We start from the raw sequence: 19,547 nt of genomic DNA, 5'->3' as shown, positions 1-19,547 counted from the left end.
TTTCTAATTGCCTTCAATTTCTTGCCAAGTAATCATGGCTTGAGCATTAATCTCGCCATCACTGATAATCTCATGCTTGCTTTCTATTCCCTTGAGTTCATAAGCTGAAGCAATCATGCCACCTGGTCGCACTTCTTTGACATATTTGAGATTGATTTTCTTTGGAATATACTTGGTCAAAAAGTCTGCTCCCATAACCTCAAAAATCCAATCCAAGTATTTACTGTTATTGACATGACCATTCATATCCAAGTCGTAAAAACGAACATGGTAGTCTTTACTGATCGGGTCTTCTAGGTTAGCATACTTTGGCCCACGGATGAGTTTTTTATCAAACTCAGACTGGTAAGGCGCAACAATCTCCGGTTCGACAGCATGAACTTTACGACTATCTCTGTCCATGAGAACAAAGGTTGCTACCATGCGAATGATTTCTTGACCTGCTTCATCATAGATAGTGAAACGGCGGTAGCAAAAAAGACGATTGTAAGTCAATGCTTCTGTTTCAATCGTAATCTCCTCAGCAAAGCGAGGCAAGCGTACCACGTCAATCGCATAGTCTGTAATAATCCAGACCAGATTGTAGCGTTCTAACATATCCTTGTCGCTAACTCCCAGCTCAATTGACTGCATACCTGATACTTGCAAGGACAGCAAAATCACATCTGGAAGTTTGATATGACCGTTCATGTCCGCCATATCAAAAGGAATTTTCATTTTCATTTGATAAGTTAAGCCCATTGTTCTACTCCAAAATAAATCGTTCTGCTACAGTGTCTCCCAAGAAGAGACCCCTCTTTGTCATTCGGACACGATCACCGTAGATCTGCATAAGGCCTTGGTGAACCAAGTCTCTGATGATCTCGCCATAAAGTCCATCAAAGGAACGTCCGAATTTTTCCTCAAATCTAGCCATGGAAACCCCAGATTTCTTGCGAAGTCCCAAAAACATTTCTTCTTCCATCTGCTCCTTTTGGCTCAGGCGTTCTTCAGTTATCCGAGCATCTCCTGCCTCTACCGCACTGAGATAATGTCGAATAGGACCGTGGTTTTTATAACGAACTCCGTCCACATAACCTGAAGCACCCGCACCGATACCATAGTACTCAGCATTATCCCAGTACATGAGATTGTGGCGACTTTCAAAGCCTGGCTTGGAGAAATTGGAAATCTCATAATGCTCAAAGCCGGCTCGCTCAAGTTCTGCAATGATGTACTCAAACATCTCTGCTTCTAACTCTTCCTTGGGCAAGGGCAATTTCCCTCGACGCATACGGTTCATAAAGACCGTATGATTCTCCAAAATCAAGCTATAAAGGCTCATATGAGGAATATCAAGCGAAATGGCCTTAGCCACATTTTCCTTGACCTGATCCATGGTCTGACCAGGAAGAGCGTAAATTAGGTCGATGGAGATATTGTCAAAACCAGCCAGTTTGAGGCGGTCGATATTCTCATAAATATCCTTTTCCAAATGACTGCGCCCAATCTTTTTCAGCATTTTGTCATCAAAGGTCTGGACACCTAGGGAAACACGATTGACAGCCGAGTTTTTCAAAACCGCAATCTTATCCGCGTTCAGATCTCCTGGGTTAGCCTCAATGGTCAACTCTTCTAAGACAGACAAGTCCAAGTTTTTAGTCAAGCCATCCAAGAGCACTTCTAGTTGCGGAGCTGACAAAGCAGTTGGTGTCCCACCTCCAATATAGAGGGTTCGCAATTTTTGGATATCATAAGAACGAAACTCTTCTAGCAGATGCTCCAAATAACTATCTACTGGTTGATTCTTGATAAAAACTTTTGAAAAGTCACAATAATAACAAATCTGTGTGCAAAAGGGAATATGCACATAGGCTGACGTTGGTTTTTTCTGCATAGTATTTATTATACCACAAAGACTGGTTTCCAGATAAAAATCACCATCCCCAGAACCTTAGATGAACCAGAGATGGTGATGTTTTATTCTTCTGTAATATCAATAATAATCTCTTCTTCGTCTTCTACGATATCTGGAGTTGCTGACTGTTCTTGCCATTGCTCCTTGAGATTGTTAAAGGTTTCCTTCGATGCTTCCGTCGCTTGTCGAGCACAGTTTTTAGCTTGGTCAAGGACACTATCAAAAGTGATTTCACCAGATTCTACTTGCTCCTTTGTTTTCAATACAAAGTCAGTTGCCTGTTCCTTCACTTCAGTTAGTTTCTCACAAACCTGCTCTCTAGCATATTCTGGATCTTCTCTTAAATCATCTAGAAAATCCTGAGCTTGACTACAAACTTGCTTGCCCTTGTCACTGGTTAAGAACAAGGCAAGAGCTGCACCTGAAACCGTTCCTAAAAGGATAGAGGATAGTTTTCCCATAAGATTTCTCCTTTTTTATTTTTTGAAAATTTTACTTGCGAAACGAAGAGCTGACAAGCCTGCACCTGTTTTAATGGTCTTTGAACCAGCAGATGAAGCTTTTTTGCCTAAGACACGTGCATGCTGATTGAGGTCAGATACTGACTCTGACAAGTCCGCCACAGCTGTAAAGAGTGGATCAATCGTCGCAACTTTGATATTGATATCATCTGCCAACACATTGACCTTAGCCAACAATTCATTGGTCTGATGCAAGGTAACGTTCACATCTGAACTCAACGTTTTGATGGTTTTCTCTGTCTCATCAATCATACGACCTGCTTTTTGAATCGTGATTGTCAAATAGACTAAACAGACAATCAAAGCAATCGCAACAAGTATATATGCAACTTCTAACATTTATTTTTCCTCCTCTGTATGATAGAAAGGGGCTTTCTTTCGATTTTGATAAAGTATGATAAAAATACCAAGTCCGATAAGGATAACTGATAACCATTGGGAAACTCGCAAACCAAAGAACATGAGACTATCCGTCCGCATGCCTTCGATGATCATACGACCAAAGCCATACCAAATCAAGTAGAAAGCAGTGATATGACCACGTCTGATTCCCTTTAATTTTCGTCTAAAAATCAAAATCAAAGCAAAACCAATCAGATTCCAAACCGACTCATATAGGAAGGTCGGCTGACGGTAGCTCCCCTCAATGTACATCTGATCACGAATGAAGCCTGGCAAATAATCCAGACTATCTACTGCTGCACCGTAGGCTTCTTGGTTAAAGAAGTTCCCCCAGCGCCCTAAACTCTGGGCAATCATGACGCTCGGTGCTGCAATATCTAAGAAATCCCAAGTATTAATCAGCTTTCTATCTGCAAAGATATAAAGGACAATAGCGCCCGCTATCAAACCTCCATAAATGGCCAAACCACCATTCCAAATGGCGATGATTTCACCTGGATTTTGCAGATAATAATCTAAGCGAAAGAGTACGTAGTATAGTCTAGCACCTAAAATAGCTACTGGAAAAGCAATCAGAATAAAATCCAAAATATCATCTGATAGAATTTTCTTTTTAGGAGCTTCTTTCATGGCAAGATAAACTGCCAGAATCAAACCAGCTACAATACACAAAGCATACCAACGAATAGCAAAGGGACCAATTTCAAATGCGACTGGATTAATCATGTTTCACCTCATTTTGAGCGATTAGATTTGTCAAGCGTTCTTCAAATAAACGCGTCGCATCAAAGCCCATTTCTTTAGCACGATAGTTCATGGCAGCTGCCTCAATAACAACGGAGATATTGCGTCCTGTTTTTACTGGGATGCGGATACGCGGAATCGTTACACCAGAAACTTCGAGTTCTTCGGCATTGTTTCCTAGACGGTCAAAGGTCTTATGCGTATCATAATTTTCCAAATAAACTGCTAGCTGAACTTGTGAAGAATCTTTTACAGCACTTGCACCATAGAGACTCATGATATCGATAATCCCAACTCCACGAATCTCAAGTAAATGCTTCAAGATTTCAGCAGGTTCGCCCCAAAGAGTCATCTCATCCTTAGAATAAATATCTACACGATCGTCTGCTACTAGACGGTGTCCACGTTTCACAAGCTCAAGACCTGTCTCGCTCTTACCGATACCACTATCCCCTTGGATCAAGACCCCCATGCCATAGATGTCCATCAAGACACCATGCACACTGGTACGTTTAGCCAAACGGGAATCAAGGTAGCTGGAAAGTTCTCCAGATAAACGACTGGTTGCTGTTCGACTGGTTAAAATCGCAATCTTACATTCTCTAGCAGCCCTCAACATTTCCTCTGGCACTACCAGACCACGAGCCACGATAACCGCAGGTGTTTCAGGTAGAAACATTTTCTTCAAAACTTGATAACGGTTCTGGGCAGGCATGGCAACTAAATAGGACCACTCCTTCATCCCTAACAGCTGAATCCGTTCTGGTGTATAGTAATCAAAATAGCCCGTCATTTCAAGACCAGGTCTCATAATGTCCGCAGTATTGATTTCTTTTTCAAGTAATTCGCCTTCACCATAGACAATATCTAGTCTGAGTTTTTCAATGACATCTCTTACTAAAACCGACATAATTTCCTCCTTCAATCGAGTTCTCCCTACTATTATATCAGATTGTAGTTGGAAGTTTCCTTTTTTTGCAGGATTTACAGTATTTATTTGATGTTGCTTGGGAAAAGATTTGACTAGTAAGTCTTTTCCTACTCTTTTAAATTAACCGAGACAAATCTACTGCAAATTGGTCAACGTCTATCACCAAGTCCCTTCCAGATTTTTCAAAGTAAATTCTTGGAAGACCTTTTGTTAATATTCTATTTGCATCAGCCATATCTTGAGGATAGGTATAGAACTGTTGACCTTTTGGAAACTGATTTTGGACTTGCCATTCTTCAAACTCCTTCAAAAAAGTCTTATGAGATGGCATACTGACTTCTTCGAACAAGGAATGGTCAAACAATCGTACCAAACGATATAGACCATGAATCTCATCCGCAAAGCACTTATCAATTTTTTCATAGGGGTAACCTCGTCTCTGATAAGCTTGGCATAAACTTTGTAGGGACTCACTTAATGCAACTGCATCTTTTCTTGCCAAGTTTATGAAATACCGAACAGAAAATTCTTCCATACCAGTTCGTTTTTTCTTCCCTAAAAACTGTTGTGCACGCAAGAGAGACTCGGATAATCTTTCTTCATCTTGATAATAAAGAGCGTATAAAAGATTCATCACATTTTCTGGATAATAGGTTCCTTTCAACAAGGGTAAATCTTTGGGGATGAATGATGGAATGGCTGAAAAATCATTACAAGCAAAAGAGGTAAACAAGCCTTTTAAAATTCCATCTGTGTAGATGGTTCCACTTGCCAACAAACCGCCTCTCAGCAGCTCGGTTCTTCCTGTTTGCCATAGAGCGTTGTTTAACTGCTTATAATCCCCATCTAAAAACGCCGCATAATAGGCAAAATATTTAGTATCATCTAGCAATAAGCTACTGTACAATTTTACTCTTAAAACCTTGTCAGACAATACTTTTGACTCGGTCAAATACTTTTCAAAAATTCTTTTGTTTGACTCTTCAAAATCCTTCCAATCTATCGGATCAGCACAATAACCCCAATCTTCCAAGTGATTTTCACGCATCTTTTGATATTCTTTTATATACTCTCTCATAATATTTTTTCCTCTAAACACTATGCAAAAAAAGACTAGACAAGTCTAGCCTTTCATTTCAAATTAGAATTTTTTACGTTTACGAGCTGCTTCTGATTTACGTTTACGTTTTACAGAAGGTTTTTCATAGAATTCACGTTTGCGTGTTTCTTGAAGAGTACCAGCTTTAGTAACCGCACGTTTGAAACGACGAAGTGCATCGTCAAGAGATTCATTCTTACGTACTACTGTTTTAGACATTTTTTTCACTCCCTTCAAGTTCAAGATCTATTCTATTTTACACGTAAAAGGAATAATTGTCAAGAAAAAACTGCCATAAACTTATATTATCTTCAATTTTAATCTTTTTAATCTTGTTAAAATTGATTAACATTTACAGATGGAAATGATATAATAGTAGCACATATTGATTAGCAAAAATTAGTATTATTTAGAAGTGAATCTATAACATGAAAAGAATCATAAAAATTTGCCCTGTGGTCAGTATTTTAGTTGTAATTTGTTTATTGCTAGGGATTCTTACTACCTTTTTGGGAAGTGTAATGTATGACTTATTTGCATTTCATTCAAAGCCAATTTATTGTTGGCAATACTTTAGTGGTACATTTATGCATGGAAGTAAAGAAGCACCAGTATGGTTTATATGGTTTCATTTAGTTTTAAATACTTTAATGTTACTTCCTTTTGGTGGGCTATTGGAGTATAAAAAGGGATCAAAATATGTATTTTTAGTTTTTATTACTTCTATGGTAATATCTTCAATTGTATTCCATCTATTAACACAGAATCAAGAAATTCAGGCATCGGGTATCTCTGCTATTGGCTATGCTTTTGTAACGGGTGGGGTGATGAGTATGTTTAGTATATGGGAAAATTTCAATTTAGGATTAAAACTATTTTATATCTTTTTAATCGTTCTATCTCTCACCATGCTTCTACCAAATATAACAGGTTGGATTTCAACCTTTCTTCACATGTCAGGAATTGCCAGTTATATCATAGTTTCCAGCATCAACAACTATCGACTGTCTTAATAAAAATCGTATAGTATCATAAAAAATAGTCAATACGATTATATCAAAGTTTACAGACATTTAAGAATTTTCTATTGGATGCCTTTTTATATGAAATATCGACAACTGTTACAGTGTTTTACAGAAAAATTTCTTTTAGCAGGATAGTGAACAATTGAGGCAAAATAATTAGACGATTTTCAAATCAATTACCAAAAAGAGAGAACCAGTTGGTTCTCTCTTTCTGTTAGACTGACATCTTCTTAGATAGCAATGAATGTAATCATTTCAATCAAGTATCTAAAACAACTTACTAGATGACTTTCACCACTAATTATTCTTCCTCAGATTTTTTTCTTTGAGCTAGAGAAATTAATCCCATACCTGATAAAGCAGCCAATAGACCAGCTGTCAAGTGAGATGTCTCCTCAGAACCCGTATTTGGAAGAGTTTTAGTAGTTCTTTCTTCTGTAATACCTTGTTGTTCTGGATTTTCAACTACAGGAAGTTCTACTACTGTTGGAGTATAGAATCCTGAAATGATATTTCCATTACGGTCTTTACGGATCACTTTCACACCTTTGGCTTGTCCTACAAAGTTTACCTCAGGAGTAAAGGTGACGGTGCCATCTGGTGAGATTACATAAGTCCCTTCACCTGGAACGACTTTTTCAGTTGTTCCATCTTCAAAGGTTGGCGGAACTGTCAGATCGACATCACCTGTAAAGTTTGGTTTACCAGTCTGAGTTTGACCTTTAAGACCTTCTGATGTCGCATCACTCACTTGTGTTTGTCCAAGGACAGTTGGTGTGTAATGAGCAATAACTACATTTCCATACACATCCAGACGCTTCACAACCAATCCTTTAGCTCTACCAACAAAGTCTGGTTCTGGAGTAAAGGTAATGTGACCATCTTTATCAATTGTATAGCTTCCTTCACCCGGAACAACCATAGTCGTGCTACCATCCTCAAAGGTTGGTGGAACAGTCGGATCGATATTCCCTTCAAACACTGGTGTTGCCACTTGTGGTTGGCCTTTTGCTCCTGTAGAAGCCGTATCATGACCAGTAGATGGATCTACAACTGTTGGGCGATAGCTTGCAGTAACTGGAGTTCCGTTCTTATCCTTGCGGACAATCGTTACACCGGTTCCTTGTCCTACAAAATTAGCTTCTGGAGTGAAGGTCACTGTGCCATCTGGTGAGATTACATAAGTCCCTTCACCTGGAATCACTTTTTCAGTTGATCCATCTTCAAATGTCGCCGCCACAGTTTCATCGATTGGAACAAGCGGATTACCACCTTCAAATGTTGGCGTACCTGTTTGAACAAGACCCTTAATGTTAACTGAAGAAGTATCTTTACCAGTTGGTGTTACTTTCGTAAACTCTGGACTGTAAGTCGCAGTAACTGGAGTGCCATTCTTATCCACACGTTTCACTGTAACTGGATCTGGGTTTCCAACAAACTGCTTGTCTGGAGTGAAGGTTACAGTTCCGTCTGGTGCAATCGTGTAGGTTCCTTGGCCTGGAATAGATTTCTCTTTGATGCCATCTTCGAAGGTTGGCTCAACTGTTTCATCAATTGGAACCAATGGGTCGCCACCTTGGAAGCTTGGAGTACCAGTTTGTGGAAGTCCTTGAGGACCTGTACTTGTTGCACCAGTTCCAGTTGGAGTTACCTTAGTAAACTCTGGACTGTAAGTCGCAGTCACTGGAGTGCCATTCTTATCTACCCGTCTAACCGTTACTGGAGCTGGAGTTCCAACATACTTCTTGTCTGGAGTGAAGGTCACTGTACCGTCTGGTGCAATCGTGTAAGTTCCTTGACCTGGAATAGTTTTCTCTTTGCTTCCATCTTCGAAGGTTGGCTCTACTGTTTCATCGATTGGAACCAGTGGATCGCCGCCTTGGAAGCTTGGAGTACCAGTTTGTGGGACACCTTGAGGACCTGTGCTGGTTGCACCGGTTCCTGTAGGAGTCACCTTAGTAAACTCTGGACTGTAAGTCGCAGTGACTGGGGTGCCGTTCTTATCTACACGTTTGACTGTAACTGAATCTGGGTTTCCAACAAACTGCTTGTCTGGAGTGAAGGTTACAGTTCCGTCAGGCGCAATGGTGTAAGTTCCTTGACCTGAAATAGACTTCTCTTTGCTTCCATCTTCGAAGGTTGGCTCTACTGTTTCATCAATTGGAACCAGTGGATCACCACCTTGGAAGCTTGGAGTACCAGTTTGTGGAAGTCCTTGAGGACCTGTACTTGTTGCACCGGTTCCAGTTGGAGTCACCTCTTTCACCACCGCTTGGTACTTAACGGTAACAGGAGTGCCGTTGGCATCCACTCGAGTCAATTCAAGCTCTGGTGTTTCACCCTTGAACTGTTTATCTGGGGTGAAGGTCACCTTACCATCTGCATCCACTTCGAACTTACCAACATTTGGCACTTCTTTCACAGTTGTACCGTTGTCAAATAGTGGAGTTGAATCAGCTGGGAATGGAACAGAGGCATAGCCTGGAGTGAAGGTCACTTTACCTTCTTGGACCTGTCCTTGAAGCCCCTCTGTCTTATCACCTGAACCAGTTGGGGTTACCTTGGTCACTGTTGGAGTATAAGTTGCGGTAACTTCTGTACCGTTTTTATCCACACGTTTGACTGTGACTGGATCTGGGTTTCCAACAAACTGTTTGTCTGGAGTGAAAGTTACAGTTCCATCTGGCGCAATTGTGTAAGTTCCTTGACCTGGAATAGATTTCTCTTTGCTTCCATCTGCGAAGGTTGGCTCAACTGTTTCATCAATCGGAACCAGTGGGTCACCACCTTGGAAGGTTGGGGTGCCAGTTTGTGGAACACCCTGAGGACCTGTGCTCGTTGCGTTAGTGCTGGTTGGAACTACTTCTTTCACTACTGCTTGGTACTTGACAGTAACATGAGTTCCATTGGCATCCACACGAGTCAATTCAAGTTCTGGTGTTTCGCCCTTGAATTGCTTATCTGGGGTGAAGGTTACCTTACCTTCTGCGTCCACTTCGAATTTACCAACATTTGGCACTTCCTTCACAGTTGTACCGTTGTCAAATAGTGGAGTTGAATCAGCTGGGAATGGAACTGAGGCATGGCCTGGAGTGAAGGTCACTTTACCTTCTTGTACCTGACCTTGAAGTCCTTCTGTCTTATCACCTGAACCAGTTGGTGTTACTTTCGTAAACTCTGGACTGTAGGTCGCAGTAACTGGAGTGCCATTCTTATCCACACGTTTGACTGTAACTGGAGCTGGGTTTCCAACAAACTGCTTGTCTGGGGTGAAAGTTACAGTTCCATCTGATGCAATCGTGTAAGTTCCTTGGCCTGGAATAGATTTCTCTTTGCTGCCATCTTCGAAGGTTCGCTCTACTGTTTCATCGATTGGAACCAGTGGATCACCACCTTGGAAGGTTGGGGTACCGGTTTGTGGAACACCTTGAGGACCTGTGCTAGTTGCCCCAGTTCCTGTAGGTGTGACCTTAGTGAATTCTGGACTGTAAGTCGCAGTCACTGGAGTGCCATTCTTATCCACACGTTTGACTGTGACTGGATCTGGTTTACCAACAAACTGTTTGTCTGGAGTGAAAGTTACAGTTCCATCTGGCGCAATCGTGTAGGTTCCGTGACCTGGAATAGTCTTCTCCTTGCTTCCATCTTCGAAGGTTGGCTCGACTGTTTCATCAATCGGAACCAGTGGATCACCACCTTGGAAAGTTGGGGTGCCTGTTTGTGGAAGGCCTTGAGGACCTGTGCTAGTTGCACCAGTTCCTGTAGGTGTTACTTTCGTAAACTCTGGACTATAAGTCGCGGTGACTTCTGTACCATTCTTATCGACCCGTTTAACCGTTACTGGATCCGGTTCTCCTACAAACTGCTTGTCTGGGGTGAAGGTTACTGTACCATCTGATGCAATCGTGTAAGTTCCTTGACCTGGAATAGATTTCTCTTTGCTGCCATCTGCGAAGGTTGGCTCTACTGTTTCATCGATTGGAACTAATGGGTCACCACCTTTAAACGTTGGAGTTCCTGTTTGCAGAAGTCCTTGAGGGCCTGTGCTGGTTGCGCCGGTTCCTGTTGGTGTTACCTTGGTCACTGTTGGGGTATATGTCGCAGTAACTAGGGTGCCATTCTTATCGACACGTTTAACCGTTACTGGATCCGGTTTTCCTACAAACTGCTTGTCTGGGGTGAAGGTTACTGTACCATCTGATGCAATCGTGTAAGTTCCTTGACCTGGAATAGATTTCTCTTTGCTGCCATCTGCGAAGGTTGGCTCTACTGTTTCATCAATTGGAACCAATGGGTCGCCACCTTGGAAGCTTGGAGTGCCTGTTTGTGGAAGTCCTTGAGGACCTGTACTTGTTGCACCGATTCCAGTTGGGATTACTTTCGTAAACTCTGGACTGTAAGTCGCAGTAACTGGGGTGCCATTCTTATCTACGCGTTTGACTGTGACTGGATCTGGGTTTCCGACAAACTGCTTGTCTGGTGTGAAGGTCACTGTACCGTCTGGCGCAATCGTGTAAGTTCCTTGACCTAGAATAGATTTCTCTTTGCTTCCATCTTCAAAGGTTGGTTCAACCGTTTCATCGATTGGAACAAGTGGATCGCCACCTTGGAAGCTTGGAGTGCCTGTTTGTGGAACACCCTGAGGACCTGTGCTGGTTGCGTTAGTGCTGGTTGGGGTTACCTTAGTCACTGTTGGAGTATAAGTCGCAGTAACTGGAGTGCCATTCTTATCCACACGTTTCACTGTGACTGGAGTTGGTGTACCAACATATTGTTTTTCTGGAGTAAAGGTGATAGAACCATCTGGATTGATGCTGTATTCACCCACACCTGGAACTGTTTTCGTTGACTGTCCATCTTCGAAAGTCATTGGTTTGGTATCATCAATTGGAACCAATGGATTACCTTCTGTGAAGGTTGGGGTACCCTTTTGCGGTTGACCTTGGATACCATTTGAAGTGGCGTCCGTTGAAGTTGGGGTTACTTCTTTCACCACCGCTTGGTACTTGACAGTAACAGGAGTTCCGTTGGCATCCACTCGAGTCAATTCAAGTTCTGGTGTCTCACCCTTGAACTGTTTATCAGGAGTGAAGGTCACCTTACCATCTGCGTTCACTTCGAACTTACCAACATTTGGCACTTCTTTCATAGCTGTCCCATTGTCAAATAGTGGAGTCGAATCAGCTGGGAATGGAACTGAGTCATGGCCTGGAGTGAAGGTCACTTTACCTTCTTGGACCTGACCTTGAAGTCCTTCTGTCTTATCACCAGTACCAGTCGGAGTTACCTTGGTAACAGTTGGCGTATAGGTCGCCGTCACTTCGGTACCATTCTCGTCAACACGTTTGACCGTCACTGCGGCAGGGGTTCCTACATATTTCTTATCTGGTGTAAAGGTAATGGAACCATCTGAATTAATGGTATATTCCCCTACGCCGGCAACCGTCTTTTTAGGTTGACCATCGTCAAAGGTCATTTGCTTGCTGTAGTCGATTGGGACCGCTGGAGCGCCTTCTTTGAAGACTGGCGTACCTGTTTGTGGCACCCCTTGAGGACCTGATGAAGTGGCTGGTGTGCTACTTGGTGTGACCTTGGTCACATTAGGTGTATAAGTAGCGGTCACTTCGGTACCGTTAGCATCGACACGTTTAACCGTCACAGGAGTCGCCTTGCCTGTGAATTGCTTAAGTGGCTTGAAGGTAATAGAACCATCCGCATTAATGGTATAAGTCCCTTCATTCGCCACTTCCAAGGTATCCTTCCCATTTTCAAAGGTCATGGCTTGGTTCATATCGATAGGGATTCGTTGGTCACCTGGGGTGAAGCTTGGCTTACCGCTTTGTGGCTGACCTTGCAGGCCACTTGACTCAGCATTGGTACTTCTTGGCGTTACCTGGGTGACCGTAGGTTGGTAACGCGCCCGGTGTGGTTTACCATCGCTATCATTGACTTGAACCACCACTGGGTCTGGCGTACCATAAAAGCTCTTATTTGGCTTAAAGGTCACTTGGCCGGTGTTTGGATCCAATTCATAGGTTCCGACTTGCTGGCCGTTGGCCATGGCAGGGACCGTGTTACCTGTTACTGGCCGTCCGCTTGCATCTACAAAGCTAGCAGGACGAGAAGCGTCTGGTGTGACAGGAGTCGCATTAGTATCATCATCGTTAAAGACTAGCGTTTGGCTTTGGTCCAGCCCTTGAATACCACTCGTTTCATAGTTAGGAACCTTCCGAACAGTCGGCACATAACGACCGTCCATAGTGGATAAATGATCATTCTTATTAGGATCAGAAGCCTCAGTAGAATTCCAACCAGTTGAGGTGCCGTTGCTGTCAATCCAACGAATGTTAATTCCCTCAGCTGTTCCAGAGAAGGCCGCATTTGGTGTGAAGGCTACTTGCACGTCATTGCCATTGCTTGTAACAACATAGGTCCCTTCTGGACGAATATAAGTCGTGCCATCCGCTGACTGCAAAACATTGCCCTGATTGTCTAAGACTTGAGGCGCTTGGCTAGACATACCAATGGTTGCAGTATTATCTTCTCGACTGCCTCCATTGGTAGTAAAGTGAAGAGTCGCATTCTGGGTCTCACCCGTGAAGCCATCCGTTGTTTGCTTCTCGCCTTTCGGTGGGAAGATGCGGTGCAAGAGCATATCTTCTACTTCACCACTAAAGGCAATACCTGTTGGCTTCTCAATATCTCCCGCATTGGTGGCAATACGTAGACGCATCCCAATCTTGTCAACGGTTCCTCCGTTTAAACCGGGAATAGCGTTAAAAGTCAAAGTATGGTCGCCAGCAGTCGTAATGGTCTTGACCTCGCTACCTTCATTATCTTCAAATTTCCCATTCTGGTTGAAGTCAATCCAAGCCTTAATATGTGCTTGTGGATTTCCATTCGGACTAGCCTTGATTTTGAGCTTGTAAGTCCCATTTTGGGCCTTAGTTAAGTCCAACAAATCATTGGAGTTACTTAATTGCTCATCTGTCAATAGTTGAGCAACCCCTTCATCCGCGACTTCCTTGCGGTCATCTAATAACCAGTCATTAGCTGACTCAACATCAATATCAGCTGGCGTTGTCCCTAAATAAGGTTGATTAATAGGAGCATCGGTCACCGAGTCACGTCCTGAAATAGTATGAAACGCTTCGCCATAACTATCCGGCGCATCACTTCCGTCTACCACTAGGAAGCCCATCATCATGGCTTGTTGCCCAGATGATGCCACATAGAAACCTACTTCAGAAGCCCCACGCGTCATTACCACTGGAACCGTCCGTTCATTCGAACGGTTTGGACCGAAGACCTGAGTCCCCAGACCTCCTGTCACAGTATCTGGACTGAGGTACTTATACCAGTCTACGCTTGTATCTCTTAAAATTAAGAGGCCGCCGCGAGTTTTTTTATTCGCTTCATCCACCATTTGCTTAGTAATAACGGTATAGGCTTCTTTGGCTGCACTCTTCATCTTCCATTCACCCATGTATTCCCAACCCGCACCATTCGTGGTAAAGATTGCGAATTCACCTGGGTTGGCATCTTCACCATCGGCCATAACCACCGTAGGAGCTACGCGCTTACCAAGATAGGTCGCTTCAATCTTGAATTTTACCCCCCAGTTAGTAGAATCAGTCGGATAAACCAGCTGAGTCTTACGATTCTGAGTGTTAAAGCCTTGATCGCGTATAGTAGTCCATTGATTCTGAGCCGCCCCCGTAACTGTAGGAGTAGTTAATCTACCATAGGCTGCAGCAGATTTTAAGAAACCATTCTCAGCGTTGGGGTTATAGGTGCTCTCTGTTGCTGTACCTTCAACCCGTTTTCTATAAATTTCGGTCGAGTTAAAAGGCTTAAGCTCTGTGACCGTCAAGGTCACTTCATAGTCAGGTGAAATTTCCTTGGTGAAGGTGGTCCCTACCTTAAGTCCACCTCTCTCATTCAAATCCTTCCAGCTTGCTCTATCTGAGAAATCCAGCCAACTAATCTGCTTGGCTAACTGAACACTGTCTTTCTTGACCGACTCTTCCAAGCTTGGTTTAGGTACTCGTGGCGTAGAGGTAGCATCATCTGCCCCAGCTGGTCCAGTACCTATCGGAACTCCTGTTGTTACGCTGTTCTGTTGTTCAGTAGGTGCAACATCCCGTCTCACACGACGAGACCGGGTAGCTTGAGTCACTTCTGAATTATCAACTATTACCGGCGATTCAGTCAATCCTTGCCGAACAACAGTTGATTGAAAATCATCACTACTTTTAGCTTCAATAGAATCTTTAGATTCCTTTACTCCCTCTATTTCTGAATTTCTTTGAATAGAACCATCAGCAGATTGTGATTTTTCTATATCTGCTGCAGATACCGTTCTTTCTGTATTTTGACCCTGTTCATAAGTTGTTGATTCTACAGAAAGTACCGGCGACTCATATATATCTTTTCGACTAAAATCATTTTGGGATCTACTACTGCTTGCTTCATCGGCACTAACTTGAGAAGTTGCTCCCAAAAGGACTAAGGTAGATAAGAGCACAGAACAAACTCCTACATTTAGCTTTCGAATAGAAAACTTATGAAAGTGTGAATTAAATAAATCTTTTCCCATTACAATCTCCTTAAGTACAATTACATAACTTATGATATTATACAGTATTTTTTATTTGTCTGCTAGTGAAAAATCCCAAAAATTTACTTTATTTCTTTAAAAATTAGTAATTAAAAACTATTTTAAATTAATATAATGAAACTGCAATGATTTTTTGATTTATATTTTCAGTATTATTACAAAACCACTCACTCCAAAGAGCAAGTGGTTCATGTAATTTTTATTTTTCAAGTAAGCTAAGAGCTTCTGCATCTGCAATGATGGTCACGTCAGGGTGGTTTTGTAGGCTACTTGCTGGTAGACTTTCAGTTACTGGGCCTGAAACTGTTCCAGCAATGGCTTCTGCTTTCGACTCACCATAAGCAAAGAGAAGGATAGACTTGGCATCCAAGATGTTTTTAATTCCCATTGAAATGGCTTGAGTTGGAACATCTTCAATCTTGTCAAAGAAGCGAGCATTAGCTTCGATTGTAGACTGGTCAAGTTCGACTAGATGTGTTTGGCTATCAAATGGAGTTCCTGGCTCGTTAAAGCCGATATGTCCATTGCGACCAATTCCCAAGATTTGCAAATCAACTGGATGGTCAGCCAAAATTTGGTTGTAGCGTTCAACTTCAGCTTCAGCATTGTCCTTAACCCCACGAGGCAAAAAACTTTCTTTAAATGGTTTTTGGTTAAACAAGTTTTCTTGCATGAAGTAACGGTAAGATTGTGGATTGTCTCCATCAAGTCCCACATACTCATCGAGGTTTACACTGGTTAGATTTGAAAAATCAAGGTCACTCTCAACGATTTCCTTGTAAAACTCAAGCGGACTGCTACCTGTCGCAAGTCCTAATGTTTGAGCACCATTGGCCAACTTTTCCTTCAAAATTTCAAAAGCCACTTTTCCACCTTCAATTTGGTTTTCAACTTTAATAACTTTCATTTTATATCCTCCATATTTCTATATTCATTATATGGTATAGACCAATTTTTGTCAAGTGAAAACGATTTATTTTCCAAAAAAAGAGCGTCCAAACTTGAAACATGTTATAATGGATAAAATTAGAAGTTAGAAAGAATGATGAAAAAAATGAATACAGCTGATTTTGATTTCCACTTGCCTGAGGATTTGATTGCCCAAACACCACTTGAAAAACGTGATGCCTCCAAGCTCCTCATCGTAAACCGGGAGAGGGGAGAAATGCAGGATAAGCACTTCCACTCCATCATCGATATGTTGGAACCAGGTGATGCCCTTGTCATGAACGACACCCGTGTTCTCCCTGCCCGCCTTTATGGTCAAAAGGAAGAAACAGGAGGTCATGTGGAGCTTCTCCTGCTCAAAAATACTGCTGGAGATGAGTGGGAGGTTCTCGCTAAACCTGCCAAACGCCTCAAGGTCGGTACTCGCGTCAGCTTTGGAGATGGTCGTCTCAGCGCTGTCGTTACGGAAGAATTGACCCACGGAGGCCGTATTGTCCGCTTTGAATACCAAGGAATTTTCCTAGAAGTTTTGGAAAGTCTGGGTGAAATGCCACTACCACCCTATATCCACGAAAAACTAGATGACCGTGAACGTTATCAAACCGTCTACGCTAAGGAAAGTGGCTCTGCTGCAGCACCGACTGCTGGCCTCCACTTCACCAAAGAACTGCTAGCAGAAATCCAAGCCAAAGGTGTCCATCTAGTCTATCTCACTCTTCACGTCGGACTCGGAACTTTCCGCCCTGTTTCTGTTGACAATCTGGACGAACACGAAATGCACTCCGAATTCTACCAACTTTCTGAGGAAGCAGCTGCCACCCTTCGCTCTGTTAAGGAAAATGGAGGTCGCGTCATCGCTGTAGGAACCACTTCTATCCGCACACTGGAAACCATCGGTTCCAAGTTTAATGGGCAAATCCAAGCAGATTCTGGTTGGACCAATATCTTTATCAAACCTGGTTACGAATGGAAGGTCGTGGATGCTTTTTCAACCAACTTCCACCTGCCCAAATCAACCCTCGTCATGTTGGTTTCTGCCTTTGCAGGCCGTGAATTAGTCTTAGATGCTTACCAGCACGCTATTCAAGAACACTACCGTTTCTTCAGTTTCGGTGATGCCATGTTTATCTATTAAAAATAGCTCCATCATTTCTTTAGGATAGTTTATTCCTAAGAGATGACAGGGCTATTTCTGTTTAAAGTGTAATTTCTGGGGACTCAGAAGTCAGATGAACCAGTTTGCCTTGAACACCAAAGTAGTCCTTTACCAAGTCCTGTAATTCTTGCATGGCAGACTGAGCACGCGCCGCCTGTTCACCATTGATCGCTTCAATGACCAAGACAGCATCCTTCGTCTCTTCTGTCAACATGGTTCTCTGAGCTTCACGCCAGTTTAAACAACGACAGACTGCTCCCTCATCATCATAATAGATGATCTCTTCAGGTAAAGCAGGCGCATCGTTTTCAGCTCCTAGTGGAAAGAAAGGTTCTCCTCCCTTGGCCTGACCAAGATGAAGATTGCCTACAATCTTGTTCACATCCTCGCCACCACAGGGAACAGCATAAGATAGAGAGACACTATTATAGATGTCTACTAAGGGATTGATGGGATTAAACTCTCTTCCCTGACTGACCCTTTTAAGTAGAGCTTCTATAGAGGAGCGTGCTCCCTTTTTCGTTTTGAACTTGCTGAAAGCCTGACGCCATTCTTGAATGACATCATTCTGAGTAAAATTCTCATCCGAAATGAAATCCTCAGCTCGTTTAGCTCCCTTATCTAGCAAGGTTTTGAAATAGGAATCCTTGCTTTCATCAACTGTATTATCTAATCCCTTGACTACTAAAACACTAATTTGTCCTTCTGGAAATAAGTGCCAAAATTCATTTTCAACGATAACTTTCATCTTTCACCTCTTATTAAAAATAATTTCTTTTCAGGCCTTTTTTAACCATTTCCCAATCACTCGTAATATTTTCTCTAACTCGGATCAGTTGCTTTTCCAGTTCATTGGCTTCTTCCTTAGAAAATCCCTTTAAGGCTGAATTCTCCGAGTAGTGATGTTCAGCTAGAATAAAAGGATAGAGGCTCTCACCTTTTTCTGTAACAAACCACTCCTTATTTTTTCGATTATCCACAGCTGCTCTTTGCTCTACCAATCCCTTTTCTTCTAGTTTTTTTACAGAACGGGCAACAGTTGAGCGATCAACCTTTAGCAAATCTGATAAAGCTTCTTGGATAATACCTGGATTTTCCTTGATTCGAACCAAATAAAGATACTGACCACGAGCTAGGTCTATATCACGAAATTCGATATTTGCAATAGAGTCCAAGGCGCGGGCTATAATTCCGATTTCGCGTAATAATGACATGTTTCCTCCTTTCGGATCTATGAAGATAGAATAGCATATTTTTATTGCAAATGCAATAAAAAGACACTTTGTTTTCAAAGCGTCTTTTTATTATTCTCCATTCTTTAAAATGAATGTGTTACCACGAAACTTTGGATCCTTCAAACTCTGCACACTGGCATTGATAACTGCTCCGATAATTAAAATCTTTGCGATGAGAATAAACCAGAACATCATGACCACCACGATAATGGAACTAAAAAATCGGACATCGACCAGATGGTTGACATAGTTATTGAAATAGACAGAAAAAATATTCAAAAGAAAGACAAGCGTCAGCAAAACAAAGATACTACCAGGAAAAACGTAGCGAATACGAGAGACTCTGACATTTGGCAGGAAATAGTAGAGCATGACCAAGATGGCAAAGAGCAAGGCATAAATCAAAGGGCCTGTAAAGTCCTGTAGATAATCAAAGAAAGGACTGTCTGATTGCCAGTAAGTTTTGAGGAGGTTGAGCAACATACGCCCAAACATACTCAAAAATAAGGCTAAGGCAAAAAGAATTTGCAAGCCAAAGCTAACAAGTAAACTCATGAGTTGATGGGAGATAATTCCTCGGCTCTTGGCCACTCCATAAGCCTTATTAAAAGCTTTTTGGAGAAAATCCATTGATTTCGAGAAGGTCCAAAGTGCAGACAAGACTGCAAAACTCAGCAAACCAGTCGATGGTTGAGTCAGGACTTCTCGGACAATCTTTGCAACCACATCATAGACTGTATCTGGTACAAATTCCTTGATGGTGAGTAAAAAATTTGAAATCGGAATTTGAAAGTAGGGCAAAATATTGACCACTATCATCAGCAAGGGGAAGATTGAAACCAACCAATAGTAGGCAACCGCAACACTGGTCAGTTCACTATCGGAAGCTTGATAAAAATGTAAAAAAGCTTTCAATAAGGGCCGTTCCATCAGCTCTTTCCACCACTTTTTCATGTTGCGATCCTCCTA

Annotated in this window: 15 protein-coding genes; 2 read left to right on the top strand and 13 right to left on the bottom strand. The window is 42.2% G+C overall.

What is annotated here, in order from left to right; genetic code table 11:
- Window positions 1-3 precede the first annotated feature (3 nt).
- The 8 genes from O3655_RS00115 to rpsU form a co-directional block, all read right to left on the bottom strand.
- A complete protein-coding gene (locus O3655_RS00115) occupies window positions 4-741 on the bottom strand; it encodes an acyl-[acyl-carrier-protein] thioesterase (protein ID WP_347098738.1) in 738 nt (245 codons plus the stop codon).
- Between the two features lie 4 nt (window positions 742-745).
- The gene (gene hemW / locus O3655_RS00110; protein ID WP_084857724.1) at window positions 746-1,876 is read right to left on the bottom strand and encodes a radical SAM family heme chaperone HemW; all 1,131 of its coding nucleotides are present in this window, start codon (window positions 1,874-1,876) and stop codon (window positions 746-748) included.
- Between the two features lie 83 nt (window positions 1,877-1,959).
- Entirely contained in the window at window positions 1,960-2,358 is a 399-nt protein-coding gene (locus tag O3655_RS00105; protein ID WP_084857727.1) for a YtxH domain-containing protein, read from the bottom strand.
- Between the two features lie 15 nt (window positions 2,359-2,373).
- A complete protein-coding gene (locus tag O3655_RS00100; protein ID WP_084857729.1) occupies window positions 2,374-2,757 on the bottom strand; it encodes a DUF948 domain-containing protein in 384 nt (127 codons plus the stop codon).
- The gene (gene lgt / locus O3655_RS00095) at window positions 2,758-3,546 is read right to left on the bottom strand and encodes a prolipoprotein diacylglyceryl transferase (protein ID WP_084944679.1); all 789 of its coding nucleotides are present in this window, start codon (window positions 3,544-3,546) and stop codon (window positions 2,758-2,760) included. It lies immediately after the preceding gene.
- Window positions 3,539-4,474 carry an HPr(Ser) kinase/phosphatase gene (hprK, locus tag O3655_RS00090; RefSeq protein ID WP_000115190.1) on the bottom strand — a complete coding sequence of 312 codons (936 nt, stop codon included), beginning with the start codon at window positions 4,472-4,474 and terminating at the stop codon, window positions 3,539-3,541. Before hprK ends, lgt begins: the two co-directional genes overlap by 8 nt.
- A gap of 136 nt (window positions 4,475-4,610) precedes the next feature.
- Window positions 4,611-5,573 carry a hypothetical protein gene (locus O3655_RS00085; protein WP_308696941.1) on the bottom strand — a complete coding sequence of 321 codons (963 nt, stop codon included), beginning with the start codon at window positions 5,571-5,573 and terminating at the stop codon, window positions 4,611-4,613.
- A gap of 63 nt (window positions 5,574-5,636) precedes the next feature.
- Window positions 5,637-5,813 carry a 30S ribosomal protein S21 gene (gene rpsU, locus O3655_RS00080; protein WP_000048054.1) on the bottom strand — a complete coding sequence of 59 codons (177 nt, stop codon included), beginning with the start codon at window positions 5,811-5,813 and terminating at the stop codon, window positions 5,637-5,639.
- 209 nt (window positions 5,814-6,022) lie between these two features.
- Between rpsU and O3655_RS00075 the strand changes: the two genes are divergently transcribed.
- Window positions 6,023-6,607 (top strand): rhomboid family intramembrane serine protease, encoded by a 585-nt coding sequence (locus O3655_RS00075; RefSeq protein WP_308696940.1) that lies wholly within the window; start codon window positions 6,023-6,025, stop codon window positions 6,605-6,607.
- Between the two features lie 313 nt (window positions 6,608-6,920).
- Here the strand turns inward: O3655_RS00075 and O3655_RS00070 are convergent, their stop codons facing one another.
- Both O3655_RS00070 and O3655_RS00065 read right to left on the bottom strand, forming a co-directional pair.
- Window positions 6,921-15,218, bottom strand: coding sequence for a GEVED domain-containing protein (locus tag O3655_RS00070; RefSeq protein WP_371641069.1), 8,298 nt, complete (start codon window positions 15,216-15,218; stop codon window positions 6,921-6,923).
- A 220-nt stretch (window positions 15,219-15,438) separates the two neighbouring features.
- Window positions 15,439-16,146, bottom strand: a complete 708-nt coding sequence (locus O3655_RS00065) for a glucosamine-6-phosphate deaminase (RefSeq protein WP_000864592.1) — start codon at window positions 16,144-16,146, stop codon at window positions 15,439-15,441.
- Window positions 16,147-16,293: 147 nt separating this feature from the next.
- Here O3655_RS00065 and queA point away from each other — a divergent pair, with 147 nt between their 5' ends.
- A complete protein-coding gene (gene queA, locus O3655_RS00060) occupies window positions 16,294-17,322 on the top strand; it encodes a tRNA preQ1(34) S-adenosylmethionine ribosyltransferase-isomerase QueA (protein WP_371641218.1) in 1,029 nt (342 codons plus the stop codon).
- Between the two features lie 61 nt (window positions 17,323-17,383).
- Here the strand turns inward: queA and O3655_RS00055 are convergent, their stop codons facing one another.
- The 3 genes from O3655_RS00055 to O3655_RS00045 all read right to left on the bottom strand — a co-directional run bounded on the left by O3655_RS00055 (window position 17,384) and on the right by O3655_RS00045 (window position 19,532).
- Window positions 17,384-18,091 (bottom strand): B3/4 domain-containing protein, encoded by a 708-nt coding sequence (locus O3655_RS00055; RefSeq protein WP_371641068.1) that lies wholly within the window; start codon window positions 18,089-18,091, stop codon window positions 17,384-17,386.
- 13 nt (window positions 18,092-18,104) lie between these two features.
- Window positions 18,105-18,557, bottom strand: a complete 453-nt coding sequence (locus O3655_RS00050) for a MarR family winged helix-turn-helix transcriptional regulator (protein ID WP_371641067.1) — start codon at window positions 18,555-18,557, stop codon at window positions 18,105-18,107.
- A 90-nt stretch (window positions 18,558-18,647) separates the two neighbouring features.
- On the bottom strand, window positions 18,648-19,532 hold the full coding sequence (locus O3655_RS00045) for a YihY/virulence factor BrkB family protein (protein WP_371641066.1): 885 nt from the start codon (window positions 19,530-19,532) through the stop codon (window positions 18,648-18,650).
- Between the last annotated feature and the right edge of the window lie 15 nt (window positions 19,533-19,547).

This window comes from Streptococcus sp. 27098_8_70 (assembly GCF_041432215.1).
GTDB lineage: Bacteria > Bacillota > Bacilli > Lactobacillales > Streptococcaceae > Streptococcus > Streptococcus oralis_CP.
Note: the sequence above shows the minus strand (reverse complement) of the source record. Positions and strands in the feature narration are given on the sequence as shown.

What these genes read in the sequence shown, in the direction of transcription:
- O3655_RS00115 (WP_347098738.1), bottom strand. Translation starts at nt 741, where the DNA reads ATGGGCTTAACTTATCAAATGAAAATGAAAATTCCTTTTGATATGGCG.
- hemW (WP_084857724.1), bottom strand. Translation starts at nt 1,876, where the DNA reads ATGCAGAAAAAACCAACGTCAGCCTATGTGCATATTCCCTTTTGCACA.
- O3655_RS00105 (WP_084857727.1), bottom strand. Translation starts at nt 2,358, where the DNA reads ATGGGAAAACTATCCTCTATCCTTTTAGGAACGGTTTCAGGTGCAGCT.
- O3655_RS00100 (WP_084857729.1), bottom strand. Translation starts at nt 2,757, where the DNA reads ATGTTAGAAGTTGCATATATACTTGTTGCGATTGCTTTGATTGTCTGT.
- lgt (WP_084944679.1), bottom strand. Translation starts at nt 3,546, where the DNA reads ATGATTAATCCAGTCGCATTTGAAATTGGTCCCTTTGCTATTCGTTGG.
- hprK (WP_000115190.1), bottom strand. Translation starts at nt 4,474, where the DNA reads ATGTCGGTTTTAGTAAGAGATGTCATTGAAAAACTCAGACTAGATATT.
- O3655_RS00085 (WP_308696941.1), bottom strand. Translation starts at nt 5,573, where the DNA reads ATGAGAGAGTATATAAAAGAATATCAAAAGATGCGTGAAAATCACTTG.
- rpsU (WP_000048054.1), bottom strand. Translation starts at nt 5,813, where the DNA reads ATGTCTAAAACAGTAGTACGTAAGAATGAATCTCTTGACGATGCACTT.
- O3655_RS00075 (WP_308696940.1), top strand. Translation starts at nt 6,023, where the DNA reads ATGAAAAGAATCATAAAAATTTGCCCTGTGGTCAGTATTTTAGTTGTA.
- O3655_RS00070 (WP_371641069.1), bottom strand. Translation starts at nt 15,218, where the DNA reads ATGGGAAAAGATTTATTTAATTCACACTTTCATAAGTTTTCTATTCGA.
- O3655_RS00065 (WP_000864592.1), bottom strand. Translation starts at nt 16,146, where the DNA reads ATGAAAGTTATTAAAGTTGAAAACCAAATTGAAGGTGGAAAAGTGGCT.
- queA (WP_371641218.1), top strand. Translation starts at nt 16,294, where the DNA reads ATGAATACAGCTGATTTTGATTTCCACTTGCCTGAGGATTTGATTGCC.
- O3655_RS00055 (WP_371641068.1), bottom strand. Translation starts at nt 18,091, where the DNA reads ATGAAAGTTATCGTTGAAAATGAATTTTGGCACTTATTTCCAGAAGGA.
- O3655_RS00050 (WP_371641067.1), bottom strand. Translation starts at nt 18,557, where the DNA reads ATGTCATTATTACGCGAAATCGGAATTATAGCCCGCGCCTTGGACTCT.
- O3655_RS00045 (WP_371641066.1), bottom strand. Translation starts at nt 19,532, where the DNA reads ATGAAAAAGTGGTGGAAAGAGCTGATGGAACGGCCCTTATTGAAAGCT.